Raw genomic sequence first — 16,127 nt, 5'->3', positions numbered from 1 at the left:
ATCACTCAAGACAGAAGTTCGCGACACACCTTAAGCATTCCAGCCAGCCATCCCTCAATTTAGGAGACACGCCCTAGCCGTCCTCTAAAAGGCTTGGGGCTTGCTGCTGCCCTCAGCGGTCAGTACAGCTCGCCGACCGGGATTTCCACGGCCAGCCGGTTGGACGGACCCGGCAGGGGGCAGGCCCAGGCCTCGTTGTAGGCACAGGAGGGGTTGTAGGCGAAGTTGAAGTCCAGGACGAACGCGGCGCCCGGACCTGTCCCGCTGACCCCGTGGAACGCGCCCTTGATGGTGTCCAGCAGGTACCGCCCGGCGCCGTAGCTTCCGCCGGGCTGGCCGGCGGTTGCGTCCCGGAACGGCACGAAGATGCCGCCGCCGTATCCCCGCAGCTTCCACACGGCGAGCTGCCCCATCTCGGGAAGGTCGAACGTGCCAAGCCGGACGAAGTCCACCACCCCGTCGGTGCCGGTTTCCACGCTCATCTCCCGCCCCGCACCCTCATTGGTCAGCGGGACGTGGAAACGGTAGATGGGATCATAGTCAGCCGTCTTGAGGCCGGAGAAGCGCGCCTTGTCCGCTGCGGACAGCGCGGAGGCGGGGTGCGTGGCAAAAAGAAGGTCGCGCTGGTGGCGCCAATACGAATGTGCTTCCGCCGGGCTTTCCACGGACAATTTGCGCACATTGTCGTACAAGGCAAAGGTCCGCAGCCGCCAGTCAGCAATGTCGACGGCGGAGATCTCCGCCACGTGATCTTCGGCTGCGCCGTGCTGGATGTCCGCCATAGCACCAGCCTAGTCCCCGGGGCCGGTGATGCCCCGCCGGCGGCGACACGCACCGCTGTTGGCCGGCTCCGGCCCCTCGTTTGGGCCCCGGGAGTGGCAGAAAACGCCGATCCGGGCCAGGTCCTGCCGCTGCCCCGTCCCGTTAGGCTGGCTGCATGAGACGCATCGCATCAGCTGGGGTCCTGCCCGGAGCCGCCGTGCTTCTGGCCGGCGCACTCCTTGCCGGCTGCTCCACCCCGTCAAACAGCGGGCCCGCATGGACAGCGGAGCCCGGTGACTCCGGCGCCACCGGAACCGCCACCGCTGCGCCGGAAGGGGCGGCTTCGGCTGCGGCATCCCCAGGCGCCACGGCCGCTGCGTCCGGCTCCGCAACAGCCCAGCCTGCCGCCACAGCCTCCGCGTGGAAGACTTTCTCCGATCCGGCCAAAACCGTGGTCTTCGAACTGCCGGAAACCTGGATAGCGCAGTCGGTCCCACCTGAGGAGGGAACCCTGCCCGGTGCCTTGAAGATCGAGGTGAAAAAGCCGGACGGCACCTTCATGGCGGCGCTCCGGACGGGGCTCCCGCCGTCGTCCGCCGACTGTCCCGAGGACGCCCGGCGGCCCTACACCGTGATCAGCAGCGTGCCTGTTGAACTGTCCGCCGCAGGCGGGGAGGGGACCATTCCGCCCAGGGTGGTGTTCCGGGCAATCCAGGGGTACCGGTTCTTCGGCTCCTACGGCATCACAAACGTGGTTGGCGGCCCCGACGGGCAGGCCTGCGAACTGCGCAACATAGTCCGTGGGCCGGCGGGTAAGGGCGACTACTCCTTCGGTGACCTGGTGTCCGTCAGGGCCTTTGCGCCCGATGAAAAAGTGGCGCCCGCCAAAGCATTCGACACCCTTGACCAGGCCGCAAAGTACGCCAGCGAGAGTGCTGACTTCGCCAACGTCCAGCGGATGCTAATGTCTCTGGAGATCAAGAACTAGTCCCGTTCCCTGCCCGCATCCCCGGCCGGGACCAGCGGCGGCTTCTTTCCTGCCGACACCCCCGGAGAGTCATGGAACGCACTGTTTCCGCACGCCTGGTCTTCAAGACCACACCCAACACCAAAGTGGCCATGGCCATCGCCGCCGCCAGGAACCCCGGCTACTCGTCCTTCGAGGAAAACCTGTCCGTTACGGCTGGCGGCGCGCAGGTCCCCGTGAGCGAGGTGCCGGACCACCACGGCGGCCGGCTCCACTACATGGAGTTCGCGGAACCGTCCGAGGTGGTCGTGGAATACTCCGCCACGGTCGCCGGAAAGGCGCAGCCTGAGGAAGCGGAACTTGCTGACCGCATCCGCTACGTCCGGCCCAGCCGCTACGCGGAGTCGGACCGCCTCCTGCCCACCGCGTACGCGGAATTCGACGGAGCCACCGGCGGGGAACTGCTGCACGCCGTGCGGAACTGGGTGAACGGCGAGCTGCGGTACATCAGTGGCTCCTCCCGCGGGACCGACGGCGCCGTGGAAACCCTCCTGAGCCGCCGGGGCGTCTGCCGGGACTTCGCCCACCTGGCCATTGCGCTGCTGAGGTCCAAGGACATTCCGGCACGCCTGGCCGCCGTGTACGCCCCCGGCCTGACCCCCATGGATTTCCATGCCGTCGCGGAAGCCTACGTGGAAGGCGGGTGGCACGTGATCGATCCCACGGGCCTGGCCCCGCGGGAGTCGATGCTGCGGATCACGGCCGGCCGGGACTCGGCCGACACCGCATTCCTGTCCACGGTGGGCGGAAGCCTGAGCCTGAGCCAGATGCAGGTCACTGCCGTGGTCAACGGCAGCCTGCCGGTGGAGGACCCCGCCAGGCTCGTGGCCCTGGGCTAGCGCGGGTCCTGCCGGGGCGGCCGCGGGCCCAGTGAACTCCGCAGCTTGGTGGTGAGCCGCATGAGTTCCTTCTGTTCCGCCTGTGTCAGGGCCGGGCCCATGAGTTCGGAGATGTCGCGCACATGCTCACGGCCAATCTCCTTCTGGAGTTCCCGGCCCTCATCCGTCAGTTTCAGCAGGACACCACGGCCGTCCTCGGGCGCGGGCATCCTCGCGATGAGCCCGCGCTTCTCAAGCCGCTCCACCAGCCGGCTGAGGCTGGACTGGCTCAACAGGACGTTGTCGTTGAGTTCATTGAGCCGCAGCCAGCCGGACGGGCACCGGGACAGGGTGAACAGGACGTCGTACTCATTGACTGCCAGCTTCCGGAAGGCCGGGCCGGACTGCAGCTTCCGCATCACCGCAACCTGGGCCCGGAACAGCGACTCCCAGGTTTCTGCGGCGAGCCGCACCGGCGACTCCGCGCTCTTGCCTGCCATCACGCGTCCGCGGCGGACTTTTCCGCGTCCTGGGCGGCCAGCAGTGCGGCTACCCGGCCGGCGTGCGTGGGCGGCTCGGGAACGTGGGCCGGCTTGCGGGCCGCGTACTCTTTACGCAGGACGGGGAGGACCTCCTCGCCGAACAAGTCCAGCTGTTCCAGCACGGTTTTAAGCGGCAGGCCCGCGTGGTCGATCAGGAACAACTGGCGCTGGTAGTCGCCGAAGTACTCCCGGAACGTCAGGGTCTTTTCGATGACTTCCTGCGGGCTGCCCACCGTCAGCGGCGTCTGCGAGGTGAAGTCCTCGAGCGAGGGGCCGTGGCCGTAGACCGGCGCGTTGTCGAAGTACGGACGGAAGTCCTTGACGGCGTCCTGCGAGTTCTTCCGCATGAAGAACTGTCCGCCGAGGCCCACGATGGCCTGGTCCGCCTTGCCGTGGCCGTAGTGCTCATAGCGTTCGCGGTACAGGCCGATCAGCTGCTGGTAGTGCTCCTTGGGCCAGAAGATGTTGTTGGCGAAGAAGCCGTCACCGAAGTAGGCCGCCACCTCGGCGATCTGCGGTGTGCGGATGGAGCCGTGCCACACAAAGGGGGCGACGCCGTCCAGCGGGCGGGGCGTGGACGTGAAGTTCTGCAGGGGCGTCCGGAACTTGCCGGACCAGTTCACGGTGTCCTCGTCCCAGAGCTTCCGCAGCAGGCTGTAGTTCTCGATGGCCAGCTCCACGCCGTCCTGGATGTTCTTGCCGAACCACGGGTACACCGGCGCGGTGTTGCCGCGGCCCAGGACCAGGTCAACACGGCCGTCGGCCAGGTGCTGGAGCATCGCGAAGTCCTCCGCGATCTTCACCGGGTCATTGGTGGTGATCAGCGTGGTGGCCGTGGACAGCGTGATGCGTTCCGTCTGGGCCGCGATGTACGCCAGGGTTGTGGTGGGGGAGGAGGAGAAGAAAGGCCGGTTGTGGTGCTCGCCGAGGGCGTAGACATCCATGCCGATTTCCTCGACCTTTTTGGCGATGGCCACCGACGCCTTGATGCGTTCGTTCTCGGTGGGGGTCTGCCCCGTGGTGGGGTCAGTGGTGATGTCGCTGACGCTGAAAACACCGATCTGCATGATGTGCCTTTCCCTTCCTGGACTCTCCGGGCTTGGTCCCAGTGTAGTCCAATTTAGATGCATTTGCATCTACCGCAGGGTACAACGCATCCCTTGGGGATATATTCCGTTAAGCCCGTGCGGGCCGGGCCGGTCGTTAGGCGGGACCGCCCGGAGCGGCGCGGCGGCCGCTGGTCTTGGGAACCATGCCCGTCGTCCAGTCCCTGAACTCCTCATCGACGTCCGGCCCGGGGCCGAAGTCGTGGCGGGCCTGGAGATCCCGGAGCAGCGCCTTCTTTTCACGCCGGCCCTCCACCAGCCTGTACAGGACAGGCACCAGCACCAGCGTCAGGGCGGTCGAGGAGATCAGCCCACCGATGACGACAACCGCCAGCGGCTGCGAGATGAAGCCACCGCCGCCGGTGAGGCCCATGGCCATGGGCGTCAGCGCGAACACGGTGGCGAGCGCGGTCATCAGGATGGGGCGCAGGCGCTGCCGTGCCCCGTGCGTGATCGCATCCGCCACGTTCATGCCCGGCCGGCCGTCCCGGGGCTGCCGGTACTGGTTGATGAGGTCGATCAGCACGATGGCATTGGTGACCACAATCCCCACCAGCATGAGCATGCCGATCAGCGAGGGAAGTCCCAGGGGCACGCCGGTCACCAGGAGCAGCGCCACGGCTCCCGTGGCTGCAAACGGGACCGATACCAGCAGGATCAGCGGCTGGATCAGGGATTTGAAGGTTGCCACCATGATCACGTAAACGATGGCGATGGCCGCCAGCAGGGCCAGCCCGAGCTGCTGGAAGGACTCCTGCTGCTGGGTGGTGGCACCGCCGATTTCAGCGGTGACCCCTGGTGGCAGCTGGACATCCGCCAGCCGCTTCTGGACTTCCGCGTTGACCGCACCCAGGTTGGCGTCCGACGGCGTCACGGACACGCGTGCCGTGCGCTGGCCGTTGCTGGCGGTGATGGACACCGGCACATCCACCTGTTCCACGGAAGCGATGCTTCCCAGCGGCACCGGCCCGCCCGCTGCCGGAAGCGGAATACCACGGACGGCGTCGATGCTGGTGAACCTGGTGCCCTGGCCGATCTGGACAGGGAAGTCGTTGGTGTCAATCCGGACTTCTCCGGCCGGGATGGGGCTGATGGTGGACGCCAGGACGCCGGCCACCTGTTCCTCGTTGAGCCCGGCGGCTACCGTCTTGGCCCGGTCCACCCTGACCTGGACCACGGGCTGGCTGGCCGCGAGGTTGGTCGCCACCTCGCTGGTGCCGGGCACCCCGGTCATCGCCGCCACCATGGTGTCGCTGGCTTCCTGGAGGTCGGCAGTGCTGGCCGCCTTGAGGGTGATGTCCACGGTGGACGAGGTGCCGAAACCGCCCTGCTGCGTTCCTACCGAGATCTTGCCGGAATCGGGCACCTTGGCCAGTTCGCTGCGTACCGTCTCCTGGAGCTGTTCCTGATCCGCCTTTTCGTCCGTCACCACGGTGAACGTGGAGTTGGACGAGCCGGTGGAGGTCAGCGCGGCGAAACCTGCCTGGGCGTTGCCCGAGGTCACCTGGATGTCCTTGACGCCGTCGATGCCGCGAAGCACTTCCTCCAGCCGGATGGCTGCCGCGCTGGTGTCGGCGAGTGTGGTGCCGGCCGGCAGGACCTGGCGGACCGTGAGGCTGTTCTGCCCGGAGTTCCCCAGGAGGTTGGTGGCCAGGAGCGGTGTCATGGCGGCGGTGGCACCGAGGACCAGGGCTGCCGCCACCAGCGTGATCACGGGATGCTTCTGGGTTTTGGTGAGGATTGGCAGGTAGCCGCGCTGGAGCCTGCTGCGCTGTTCCGCCTCCAATGCCTTGGCACGGGCCTCGTCCGCTCTCCGCCGGGCAGCTGCGGGAGCGGCCGCCCCCGCGCCTGCGGCACCGTTGTTCTTCAGGAACCAGTAGGCCAGAACGGGGACGATGGTCAGCGAGACCAGCAGCGAGGCCAACAGCGCCATGGTGACCGTGAGGGCGAACGGCCTGAACAGCTCACCTGCGAGCTCGCCAACAAACGCGATGGGGAGGAACACCGCCACGGTGGTGAGGGTGGAGGCGGTGATGGCCCCCGCCACCTCCCTGATGGCAGTCAGGATGGCAGTGACTTTGTCCTCGCCGTAGCTCAGGTGCCGCTTGATGTTCTCGATGACAACGATGGAGTCATCCACCACGCGGCCGATGGCGATGGTGAGCGCACCCAGCGTCAGGATGTTCAGGGAGTATCCGGTGGCGGACAGGCCTATGAAGGTGATCAGGAGCGAGAGCGGAATGGAGACCGCCGTGACCAGGGTGGAGCGGGTGGACATCAGGAACACCAGGATGACCGCAACGGCGAAGCCCAGGCCCAACAGGCCCTCGGTGGTGAGGTCCTTGATGGACTTCTCAATGAAGGGTGCCTGGTCGAACACCGGAGTGAACTTGGCATTCGAACCCAGTTCCGCCTCAAGCTCGTCAAGCGTGTCCCGCACCGCGTGCGAGATGCCCACCGTGTCGCCCTCAGGCTTCTTGGTCACGGACACGGCGAGGGTTTCCTCCCCGTTGGTTCGCGTGATGGATGTCCGTTCGTCATCCTGCAGCGACACGTCCGCCACGCTGCCGATGGTGGCCCCGTCTTTTGCTCCCCCCAGCGGCAGCGCCTCGATGGCCGCCAGGGAATCCACGGGGCTGCCGATCTGCAGGGAGAGCGTCTTTCCCTGCTCCTCGAGCGTGCCGGCCGGGATCAGCGCACCGTTGCTCTCCAGCGCGTCCCGGATGGAGGTGATGCTCGCACCCGCCGCGGCCATGGCGTCACCGCGCGGAAGGATCTCGATGTGCTGGGAAGCGCCGCCGGTCACATCAGCGCCGCGGACGCCGTCGATCTTCTGCAGCCGGGGCACGCTCAGCCGCTGGAGGTCTGCGTTCAGCTCGCTGAGCGTCTTGTCCGAGGACACGGCCAGGAAAACGATGGGAAAGTCGCTGATACTGCCGGCAATTGCCTGCGGCTGGACATCCTCCGGCAGGGACCGCTTGGCGTTGGAGATGGCGCGGTCGATCTGGTTCCTCGCACGGTCCAGGTTCGAACCGTAGGTGAACACCATGGTGATCTGCGAGACGCCGTTGCGGGAGGTGGAGGATGTGGATTCCAGCCCCTCCACGCCGTTCAGCGCCGTCTCCAGCGGCCCGCTCACCTGCTTGTCCACCACCTCCGGGGAGGCGCCGGGCATGGCGGTCAGCACCGTGATCTGCGGGAACTCGATCGAGGGGATGAGTTCCTGCTTCAGCGACGACATGGTGATCACGCCGAAGACCGAGGCGAAGACTGTGATCAGTGCGATCAGGGCCCGGTTCGCAAGTGAAAGTTGTGCCAGCCGGAACATCGCATGATCTCCTGTGGGATTGAGGGACTGATACGGACCCGAAGGTGCCGGCCGCCGGCCCCGGCAGGGTCAGTGGCTGGCGGAAACGCTCTCCAGCTGAAGTGATGCGGCCGTCGCCTTTTCCAGCTCAACAGCCAGGTCCGGGTTCTCGTCCAACTTGACCCCGTAGCCGGGCATCATGTCCTTGAGCTTGGACTGCCAGCCCTTGAAGTTCCGGGGGAAGGTCCTCTTCAGCAACTCGATCATGATAGGTACCGCAGTGGATGCTCCGGGCGATGCGCCCAGGAGCGCGCCGATGGAACCGTCGCGGCCGGCGATCACTTCAGTGCCAAACTGCAGCACGCCGCCCTTCTGCGGATCTTTCTTGATGATCTGTACACGCTGGCCGGCGGTGATCAGTTCCCAGTCGCCGTCCTTGGCCTCCGGGTAGTACTCACGAAGAGCCTCCACCTTGTCGGCGTGCTTCTTGGCCACTTCCTTCACCAGGTAGGCGGTGAGGTCCATATTGTCCTTGGCCACTGCGAGCATGGGAATGATGTTGCTGGGCCTGATGGACAGCGGAAGGTCCAGGTACGAGCCGTTCTTCAGGAAGTTGGTGGAGAATCCGGCGTAGGGGCCGAACAGCAGCGACCGCTTGCCGCCAACATACCGGGTGTCGAGGTGCGGGACGGACATGGGGGGAGCGCCCACCGATGCCTGGCCGTAGACCTTGGCACTGTGCTGCGCGGCAATGGTTTCGTCGGTGCAGCGGAAGAACTGCCCGGAGACCGGGAACCCGCCGTAGCCTTTGCTTTCCGGGATGCCCGAGGCCTGCAGCAGGTGCAGGGCGCCGCCGCCCGCGCCGACAAACACGAACTTGGCGTGGATCTTGCTGTGCTCCCCGGACTTGGGGTACTTCAGCGAAAGGTTCCAGCCGCCGTCGGACGCCCTGGAAATTCCCGTGACGTCATGGCCGTAGTTGATTTCGACGCCGTTGTTCCCGAGGTAGGTGGTCAGCTCCCGGGTCAGCGCCCCGAAGTCGACGTCGGTGCCCTCGGCGGCGCGCGTGGCGGCAACGCGCTGCTTCGGGTCGCGTCCCTTGACGATCAGGGGCGCCCACTTGGCGATCTGGGCGTGGTCCTCGGAATATTCCATGCTCCGGAACAGCGTGTGGGGCTTGAGGGCCTCGTAACGCGACCGCAGGAACCGGGAATGGTCCTCGCCGATCACGAAGCTCATGTGCGGGACGGTATTGATGAAGCCCTTAGGGGATCCGATCAGTTTCTGGTCCACCAGGTGGGACCAGAACTGGCGGGAAAGCTGGAACTGTTCGTTGATGAGCAGCGCCTTGGAGGGGTCCACTGAGCCGTCTTTGGCTGCAGGGGAGTAGTTGAGCTCGCAGAGGGCGGCGTGGCCGGTTCCGGCGTTGTTCCACGGATCGGAGCTTTCCAGCCCCGGCTGGTCCAGGCGCTCGAACAGGGAGATGGTCCAGTCCGGCTCAAGCTGCTTGAGGAATGCCCCCAGCGTGGCGCTCATGATGCCGCCGCCAATCAGGACGACGTCGGCATGTGGGGTCTTGGAAATGAAGGTCACGATCAGTCTCCGATTGCAGCGGCTCTGGCTGTCACAGAATATCCCCGGGCAGCGGACATACTGAAATTGGACCGCTCCGTCAAGGCTTTAGTTGCACCTTCGTGAAAACTTCATTTAAGACCGGGGACGCCGGATAGCTCAGTACGCGGTCGGACAGGGCCAGCGCGGAGATCGGGAAGGCGACGGGGACGGCCGGTACGGTCGCGGCGATCTGGGCGTTGATGGTGTGATATTGCTCATCCCGTTCCTCGCCTTCCGGAAGCCCGCGCGCCCGGTTGATCTTCGAAAAGACCTGCGGATCGTGGTAGCCGAACTCGCCGTTCCTCTCCCCGAAGAGGGGGCCCACGAAATTGTCGGCGTCGGAATAGGAGCCGTTCCAGCCCAGCAGATGGAGCGCATGGTCGCCGGGGGACTGCACCTTCTGCAGGTAGCCGTCCGCCCAGTCCACCGGCACGGGACGGATGTTGAGCCCGACGGCGGTGAGCTGGCGGCTGATCTCGGCGTACACCTTCTCGGGTGTGGGCAGGTAGGGGCGGGTGACGTTCAGGGGATAGTAGAACTTCAGCTCCTCACCGGCGTACCCTCCCTCTTCGAGGTATTCCTTGGCCTTGGCGGGGTCGTGGCCCAGGGCCGGGGCGTCGTTGTTGAAGCCGCTGATCTTGGGCGGGACGAACTGCGTGGCCTTGGCGGTGTTGTCAATGAAGAACCGGCGGATCAGCGTTTCCTTATCGATCGCCATTTCGATGGCCTGGCGGACCTTCAAATTCTTGAGCACGGGAATGTCCTGGTTGATGCCCACGTACATCACGGAGAACGGGTCACGCTGGACGATCTGCTTTCCGCGCTTGACCAGCTGGTCGAAGTTGCCCACCGTCACGGCGTCGTAGCCGTCGATCTTGCCGTCCAGCAGGGCCTGCAGCCGCGACTGCGGGTGGTCGTAGGCTACGAAGTTGATGGTGGCAATCTGGCCGCGGTCCCCCCAGTAGGAGGTGTTGGTGGCCAGGGTGACACTGCCTTCGTCCCACGAGGCGAGCCTGAACGGCCCGGTTCCCACCGGATTGGTCCCGAAGCCTGACACGGGCTGCCCGCCGCGGTTCTGGTCCAGGACGTCAGCCATGCCTGCGGCGAGGGCTGCCGGTGAGGCGATGGCGAAGGCAGGCAGGGTGAGGGCCTGCAGGAAGGCGGTGAACCGCTGGGTGAGGTCAATCCGAACCGTGTCCGCGGATTCGGCCGTGCAGCTCCTAAAGATGGAGAGCTCAGGCTCATCCGAGTGGGCCTTGAAGACTCCCTTGAAGGAGCTGCCGGGCGCCTGCCGCCTTATGTCGGGGGAGAACGCGAACCAGCGGTTGAAGTTGGTGCACACGGCGTCGGCGTTGAACGGGGTTCCGTCCTGGAACACAACGTCGGTCCGGAGCTTGAAAGTGTAGGAGCGGCCTTCGTTGGATTCGGTCCATTCCGTGGCGAGCAGTGGTGTGGGTTGCCCGGTGATCTGGTCCACGCCCACCAGTCCCTCAAGGATCTGGCGGGTGATGCGCTGGGACTCAACATCGCTGGAAAGGGCTGGATCCAGGCCCAGCGGCTGGGCTGCGGTTCCGAAGTTGAAGGTAGCGGCGGGCTCGGGAGCAGCAGTTGTGCTGGGGGAGCCGGAGGACGGCGAGGGGGCAGGGACGGCGGTGCACGAGGTCATGCCCAAGGCGAGGAAAACAGCGCCGGTCTTGATGACCGTCCGCCGCGATGTACTGCTGGGCACTCGATTATCACCTCGGGATTTTGCCGGCTCCGCCGCGTGCGGGCCGGAGCCCAGTCTAATAGACGCTCCTTGGAGGTACCTGGAACCGGTCGGAGGGTTCCCGCCAGGGCAGAAAAGCCGGGGGCCGTCCTTTCGGACGGCCCCCGGCTTACCTGAAGGAACTGGCCTGCCGGGTGCTTACTTGGGCATCAGCACCGAGTCGATCAGGTAGACGGTGGCGTTCTTCGTCTGAACGCCGCCGCAGATCACGTTGGCGTCGTCAACCTTGAGCTCGTCGCCGCTGCCGGTAACGGTTACGCTGCCGCCCTCGACGGTGGCGTGGGTGCCGGCGATCATGTCAGGGGTGATCTGGCCCGGAACCACGTGGTAGGTGAGGATCTTGCTCAGGAGTGCGTCGTCCGTCTTGAGGGTTTCGATGGTGGCTGCATCGATCTTGGCGAAAGCGTCATCCACCGGTGCGAAGACCGTGAACTCTCCACCGTTCAGGGTGTCCACGAGGTCCACCTTGGGGTTCAGCTTCCCGGACACTGCCGAGGTGAGGGTGGTGAGGATCGGGTTGTTGGATGCCGCGACGGCAACCGGGTCAAGGGCCATGCCCTCAACCGAGCCTGCGCCGGAGGGAACCTGCTCGGCGTAGGCAGCGCAGCCCGGGCCCACCAGGTTGGCGGCCGGATCCATGGCCGCGGCAGAGGTGCTGGCCGACGGCGAGGGGGCCATGCTGGACGCGGACGGCTCGGCTGCCGGGGCGGAGGAGGCGGTGGTGGTTGCGGACCCGCCGCAGGCAGTCAGGCTGAACAGGGCTGCTGCTGCAACGCCTGCGACGGTGAAGGTTGTGCGCTTGATGGTCTGCATGTCGGTTCTCCTTGGTTGTGGCATCTGCCCGCCGCGGGCGTGGTGCCTGCGGCGTCTTTCGAAACTTGCTGGTGGGCACCTGCCCTTGGCTGGTGTCTCACTGTCTATTCGGCCGGCGGCAGGATGCGGATGGGTAAATTCCTTGGAGTTTTTCGGCGGAGCCCGGATTCCCCTTCGGTGCAGTGCGGAAGGGACAGGGCCGAAGGGGCGACAAATGCAAAAGGTCCCCCGGCCACAGCCGGGGGACCTCACAGTGCGCAAGGGGGGACTTGAACCCCCACGCCCGAAGGCACAGGAACCTAAATCCTGCGTGTCTGCCAATTTCACCACTCGCGCAGGGCTGCCGGTCGTTGCGGCCCTCACAGGGCCCGACGGCGGATGCCAGTGTCCATTGTAGCGTCGCCGCGGCAAGGCCCCGGCTTAGCCCATCTTTGTCAGGCGTCCAGGTTCAGGTCCCGCCGAAGTTTGGCTACGTGGCCTGTGGCCCTGACGTTGTACTGGGCCAGCGCAACCTTCCCGTCCGGGTCCACCACGATGGTGGAACGGATGAGCCCCTCATAGGTCTTGCCGTAGTTCTTCTTTTCGCCCCAGGCGCCATATGCCTCGGCAACCGCATGGTCCGCATCTGAGAGTAAAGGGAAGCCCAGGCCTTCCTTGGCTGCGAATTTTGCAAGCTTTTCCACGGGGTCCGGGGAGATGCCCAGGACGTCGTAGCCCGCCGCCTGGAGGGAAGCCAGGCTGTCGCGAAAGTCGCACGCCTCCTTGGTGCAGCCCGGCGTGGCGGCCGCCGGATAGAAGTACACAATGGTGTGGCGGCCCTGGCGGGGGGACAAACTGACGTCGGTGCCTGAGGAATCCTTCAATGTGAAACCGGGCGCGTCGTCTCCGGTAACGAGTCTTTCAGCCAATGTTTTTCTCCTAGTTGCAGGCGGGACACACCAGCCTAGTAAGCACCGGGAACCAGCGCTAATCCCTACTTGGCTATACTGGCTGCTATGCCTGATATGGATCACTGGCCCACGGGGCGCCTCTTGTCCACTGCTGCGCGCCTCGTCGAACACTCCTGGAACGAAAAACTTGGCGCCATCGGCCTCACCCACGCAGGTGTTATAGCCATCGAGGTCCTGGATGCCCAGGGCCCCATGACGCAAGCCCAGCTTGCGCAGTACGTTCGCGTCCAGGCTCAGACCATGGGTAAGACGCTCAGCCGCTTGGAGGCCCACGGACACATTGTCCGGGTCCGCAGCACCTCGGACCGCAGGAGCCACGTCGTGTCCCTTACCGAGCAGGGCAAGGAAGCTGTCGCGGCGGCGGTGGAAATGGAACGGTCGGTGCTGGCGTCGGCGTCGATCGATCCGGACCTGCTGCGGCAGGAGCTCCAGGCAGTGGTGCGGGAACTCGCAAGCCAATTCGCCAATTCTCCCGGCGAGGGAGCATTGATAGAGAACTCGCCTTCAACACGCTAAACCGGCGTCTCCAGCGCCCGGGCGTGGCCACAGCTTCACAGCTGCGGTCACGCCTTTTTTGTGGCCATCACGTGTGTGGTTGCAGGCGGAGGTAAGCCTCCTGTTGAGGATTAGCAGCGTGGGGCGAAAGCGTGAAGGAAAGTCGGCAGGCCCGCCTGCAGCGCGGCACACAACAAGACAGCCCCCGGTTCGCGTTTCCGCGAGCCGGAGGCTGTCTTCCCAGTGGTGCACCCCCCGGGACTTGAACCCGGAACCCATTGATTAAGAGTCAATTGCTCTGCCAATTGAGCTAGAGGTGCATCTTATTTGCTGTGATCATCGGGCTTTTCTTTCCCCGTTGATCTCCGCAACGACATGAAACTCTACACGAACTTTTTGCCCATGTGAAATCGGATCCCTGGACTGCTCCCGCATCAGGGCAGCGGGGGCAAAACCAGCACAGAATCAGGGTTTTCGTTGTTAGTCAGAAGCCAGAATCCGCCCTCTGGAGTCCGTATGACGTCGCGGATCCTGCCGTATTGGCGTGTGAAATGGCCCACAGGCGTCCCGGCTTCCTCGCCCGCAAGTGGCACCGTCCATAGCCGTTGGCCCCGCAGCGCCCCCAAGTAGGCGGTGGATCCCACGATCTCCAGGCCGCTGGGGGACGATTCGCTGGTTGAAGGCCACACGACTTTTGCGTCCTGGAACTCGGGGCGGCGGGGTGCGCCGGTCACCGCCGGCCAGCCGTAATTTCCCCCGGATACGATCAGGTTCAGTTCGTCATTGACGTCGGGGCCGAATTCACTGGCCCACAGCCGTCCTGCACTGTCCCAGGCGAGGCCCTGGACGTTGCGGTGGCCCAGGCTGTAGACGGCGTTGCCGAAGGGATTGCCCGGCGCCGGACCGCCGTCGGCCGTCAGTCGCAGGATCTTGCCGCCCAGGGCGTCGGGGTCCTGGGGCTGGTTCCTCCGCTGCGAGTCGCCCGTCCCCACGTACAGGAACCCATCCGGGCCAAAGCGGATCCTGCCGCCGTTGTGGGTGTTGGCTTTCGGGATGCCGGTGAAGATAACCTCCGGCCGGTCCAGGGACAGTCCACCGTCACCGGTTTCCTGCACCCCTGCCCTGGCAATCCTGTTGTCCTCCTGTGCGGTGAAGTACATGTACAGGTAGCGGTCGGAGGCAAAGCCGGGGGACAGTGCAAGTCCCAACAGGCCGCCCTCGCCGGCGGCGGACACCCCTGGAACTTCACCAAGGTTTATGGTTTCCCGGCCTCCTCCTCCGGCCGGCACTGCCTTTAGGCGGGCCGTGTCGCGCTCGGAGATGATGGCCGTTCCGTCCGGCAGGAACACGGCGGACCAGGGGATGCTCAGTTGAAGCTCAAGGCGTTCGGCGACGTCCGGCACCCGCACTTCACTTGTCTCCGGGAGGGTCGTGCTTCCGGTGGGCCCGCCGCCGTCACCGCCCGTGCAGCCGGCCAGGAGCAAAGCGAGGCAGGCTGCAGCGACAGCAGGCAACCACTTTCGGAGACAGGGAGGGGGCTGGCCGGAGCCGGCTGGTCCGTTGCTAGAGGCGCCGCCGCCGTGGTGCCCGGAAGCCCGCTGCCTCGGCATGCGCCTCCGATTCGAACCAGACGTCGGCCCGGGCCTGTTCATAGTCGGGGTGTCCCTCCTCGTAGTAGACCATGGCTCCGGCATCGCCTTTCACGGTGTATCCGTCCGGGCCGCTGCCGTCTGTTCCGGCGGACGCCGAGCCGGCGCCATAGGGCTCATCGGCTGCCAGGTGTCCCGCCGGTTCGGGCGTTGGAACGGCCTGGGGCTGCTGGTCCCGGTCCGCTGCGGTTTCCACCAGCGCGGAAGACTGGGTGCGGTCCGCGGTCTCAGCTGTGGCGGCGGTCTCGGGAACAACGGCGGCTTCCGCGGACGCCGCTGCGCTGTCCTCCTGGCCGTGCCGGGGCGCTACGCCGGCGTCCCCGTGAGGCGCAGCGCTGGCGCTGATCCCGGTGGCCGGCTGTGGCCCGACGGTACCTGCAGGCGCCGGAGCCTGCGCTGCAGTCCCGGCGTCGTCAATGTCCTCCACCGCGGCTGTTTCCGCGCCCGGCAGCGTGGGAGCGTGGGGCTCGGTGTACTCGGGGTGGTGGATCGGGGCGCGGTGGGATTCCGGATCCGGCGCTGCCGCTGCTTCCGCCTGGTGCCCCGTTGCAGCGGGCATCCCGCTTTCGCCGGCCGGATTCACCTCCGTTGTATGGGTGGGAACGGCACCCGTGGAGGCGCCACCCCTGGATGCCGCGCCCGGGGAAACGGCGGAGGAGCCCGAAGCCTCCGACCACTGGGTCTCCCACTCGTCGTCGTCCTGGCTGCGTCCGTCCTGCCCGAACGTTGCCGGGGCGGCGGTGGATCCGGAGGCCCCGGGCGCGCCGGTTGCTACAGGGGCAGCGGCTGCGGAGGAAGCACCGGAACCTTCCCGCTCCTTCGGGCCGGTGGGCTGTGCCGTCTCCGGCTCGCGGGCCGGTGCCGCTGCTCCGGCATGATCGTCGGCGGTGGTGGGAGCCGCGGGCTCGGCGGGACTGCCAAAGCCTGCAGCGCCGGCGATGCCGGTGGTTCCGGCAGCTTCAGCGGACGCGGCGGCACTGCCGCCGGAAAGCGCTCCGTCCGCGCGGCTCCTCTCCGGGGCGGAGGCTCCCGGCGCCGTGGATGAACTGTTGCGCTTGAGCAGCCACCACACGACCCCCACGATGACAACAAGCAAAATGATCCAGAAAACAAAATCCATGGCAAGCCCTTCAGTCCGGATGGCAAGGTGTACTTTCCCCGACGCTACGTCCGGCGGTCAGGACTGTCCAGATTGACGGGGAAGTCCGCCGCCGCCGGCGCAGGCGGCCAACATCCGTGAGCCGCACCACAGGCGGGGGAGGGCAAGCCAGTTTCA

The 16,127-nt window shown here is 65.9% G+C and carries 13 protein-coding genes and 2 tRNA genes; 3 read left to right on the top strand and 12 right to left on the bottom strand.

The annotated features are described in order from the left end of the window. Positions 1 to 119: 119 nt before the first annotated feature. Positions 120 to 782 (bottom strand): DUF1684 domain-containing protein, encoded by a 663-nt coding sequence (locus ACKAE7_RS13160; RefSeq protein WP_188808545.1) that lies wholly within the window; start codon positions 780 to 782, stop codon positions 120 to 122. 155 nt (positions 783 to 937) lie between these two features. Between ACKAE7_RS13160 and ACKAE7_RS13155 the strand changes: the two genes are divergently transcribed. Continuing rightward, positions 938 to 1,750 carry a hypothetical protein gene (locus ACKAE7_RS13155; RefSeq protein ID WP_188808546.1) on the top strand — a complete coding sequence of 271 codons (813 nt, stop codon included), beginning with the start codon at positions 938 to 940 and terminating at the stop codon, positions 1,748 to 1,750. A gap of 71 nt (positions 1,751 to 1,821) precedes the next feature. Then, a complete protein-coding gene (locus ACKAE7_RS13150) occupies positions 1,822 to 2,628 on the top strand; it encodes a transglutaminase family protein (RefSeq protein WP_188808547.1) in 807 nt (268 codons plus the stop codon). Here the strand turns inward: ACKAE7_RS13150 and ACKAE7_RS13145 are convergent. The 8 genes from ACKAE7_RS13145 to bcp all read right to left on the bottom strand — a co-directional run bounded on the left by ACKAE7_RS13145 (position 2,625) and on the right by bcp (position 12,665). Next, positions 2,625 to 3,107, bottom strand: a complete 483-nt coding sequence (locus ACKAE7_RS13145; RefSeq protein ID WP_104184868.1) for a MarR family winged helix-turn-helix transcriptional regulator — start codon at positions 3,105 to 3,107, stop codon at positions 2,625 to 2,627. The two genes, ACKAE7_RS13150 and ACKAE7_RS13145, sit on opposite strands and share 4 nt — an antisense overlap. Continuing rightward, positions 3,107 to 4,216, bottom strand: a complete 1,110-nt coding sequence (locus tag ACKAE7_RS13140; protein ID WP_188808548.1) for an LLM class flavin-dependent oxidoreductase — start codon at positions 4,214 to 4,216, stop codon at positions 3,107 to 3,109. Before ACKAE7_RS13140 ends, ACKAE7_RS13145 begins: the two co-directional genes overlap by 1 nt. A 136-nt stretch (positions 4,217 to 4,352) precedes the next feature. Continuing rightward, a complete protein-coding gene (locus ACKAE7_RS13135; protein ID WP_408979407.1) occupies positions 4,353 to 7,583 on the bottom strand; it encodes an efflux RND transporter permease subunit in 3,231 nt (1,076 codons plus the stop codon). 69 nt (positions 7,584 to 7,652) lie between these two features. After that, positions 7,653 to 9,155, bottom strand: coding sequence for a malate:quinone oxidoreductase (locus ACKAE7_RS13130; RefSeq protein ID WP_188808550.1), 1,503 nt, complete (start codon positions 9,153 to 9,155; stop codon positions 7,653 to 7,655). Between the two features lie 79 nt (positions 9,156 to 9,234). Next, the gene (locus ACKAE7_RS13125) at positions 9,235 to 10,842 is read right to left on the bottom strand and encodes an ABC transporter substrate-binding protein (RefSeq protein WP_377102885.1); all 1,608 of its coding nucleotides are present in this window, start codon (positions 10,840 to 10,842) and stop codon (positions 9,235 to 9,237) included. A 240-nt stretch (positions 10,843 to 11,082) separates the two neighbouring features. After that, entirely contained in the window at positions 11,083 to 11,757 is a 675-nt protein-coding gene (locus ACKAE7_RS13120) for a fasciclin domain-containing protein (RefSeq protein WP_188727963.1), read from the bottom strand. A gap of 254 nt (positions 11,758 to 12,011) precedes the next feature. Continuing rightward, a tRNA-Leu gene (locus ACKAE7_RS13115) sits at positions 12,012 to 12,093 on the bottom strand. A 98-nt stretch (positions 12,094 to 12,191) separates the two neighbouring features. After that, the gene (gene bcp, locus ACKAE7_RS13110) at positions 12,192 to 12,665 is read right to left on the bottom strand and encodes a thioredoxin-dependent thiol peroxidase (protein WP_188808552.1); all 474 of its coding nucleotides are present in this window, start codon (positions 12,663 to 12,665) and stop codon (positions 12,192 to 12,194) included. Positions 12,666 to 12,761: 96 nt separating this feature from the next. Here bcp and ACKAE7_RS13105 point away from each other — a divergent pair, with 96 nt between their 5' ends. Continuing rightward, positions 12,762 to 13,223 carry a MarR family winged helix-turn-helix transcriptional regulator gene (locus ACKAE7_RS13105; protein ID WP_188728229.1) on the top strand — a complete coding sequence of 154 codons (462 nt, stop codon included), beginning with the start codon at positions 12,762 to 12,764 and terminating at the stop codon, positions 13,221 to 13,223. A gap of 223 nt (positions 13,224 to 13,446) precedes the next feature. Here ACKAE7_RS13105 and ACKAE7_RS13100 read toward each other — a convergent pair. The 3 genes from ACKAE7_RS13100 to ACKAE7_RS13090 form a co-directional block, all read right to left on the bottom strand. Next, positions 13,447 to 13,522: transfer RNA gene (locus tag ACKAE7_RS13100), tRNA-Lys, on the bottom strand. A 114-nt stretch (positions 13,523 to 13,636) separates the two neighbouring features. Continuing rightward, complete coding sequence (locus tag ACKAE7_RS13095; protein ID WP_229666241.1) at positions 13,637 to 14,716, bottom strand: PQQ-dependent sugar dehydrogenase; 1,080 nt, start codon at positions 14,714 to 14,716, stop codon at positions 13,637 to 13,639. A 49-nt stretch (positions 14,717 to 14,765) separates the two neighbouring features. Next, complete coding sequence (locus ACKAE7_RS13090; protein WP_191034581.1) at positions 14,766 to 15,971, bottom strand: hypothetical protein; 1,206 nt, start codon at positions 15,969 to 15,971, stop codon at positions 14,766 to 14,768. Positions 15,972 to 16,127: the final 156 nt, after the last annotated feature.

The organism is Pseudarthrobacter sp. NKDBFgelt, from assembly GCF_046097905.1.
In the GTDB taxonomy this organism is placed as follows: domain Bacteria; phylum Actinomycetota; class Actinomycetes; order Actinomycetales; family Micrococcaceae; genus Arthrobacter; species Arthrobacter polychromogenes.
This window is presented reverse-complemented; position numbering and strand designations above follow the sequence as displayed.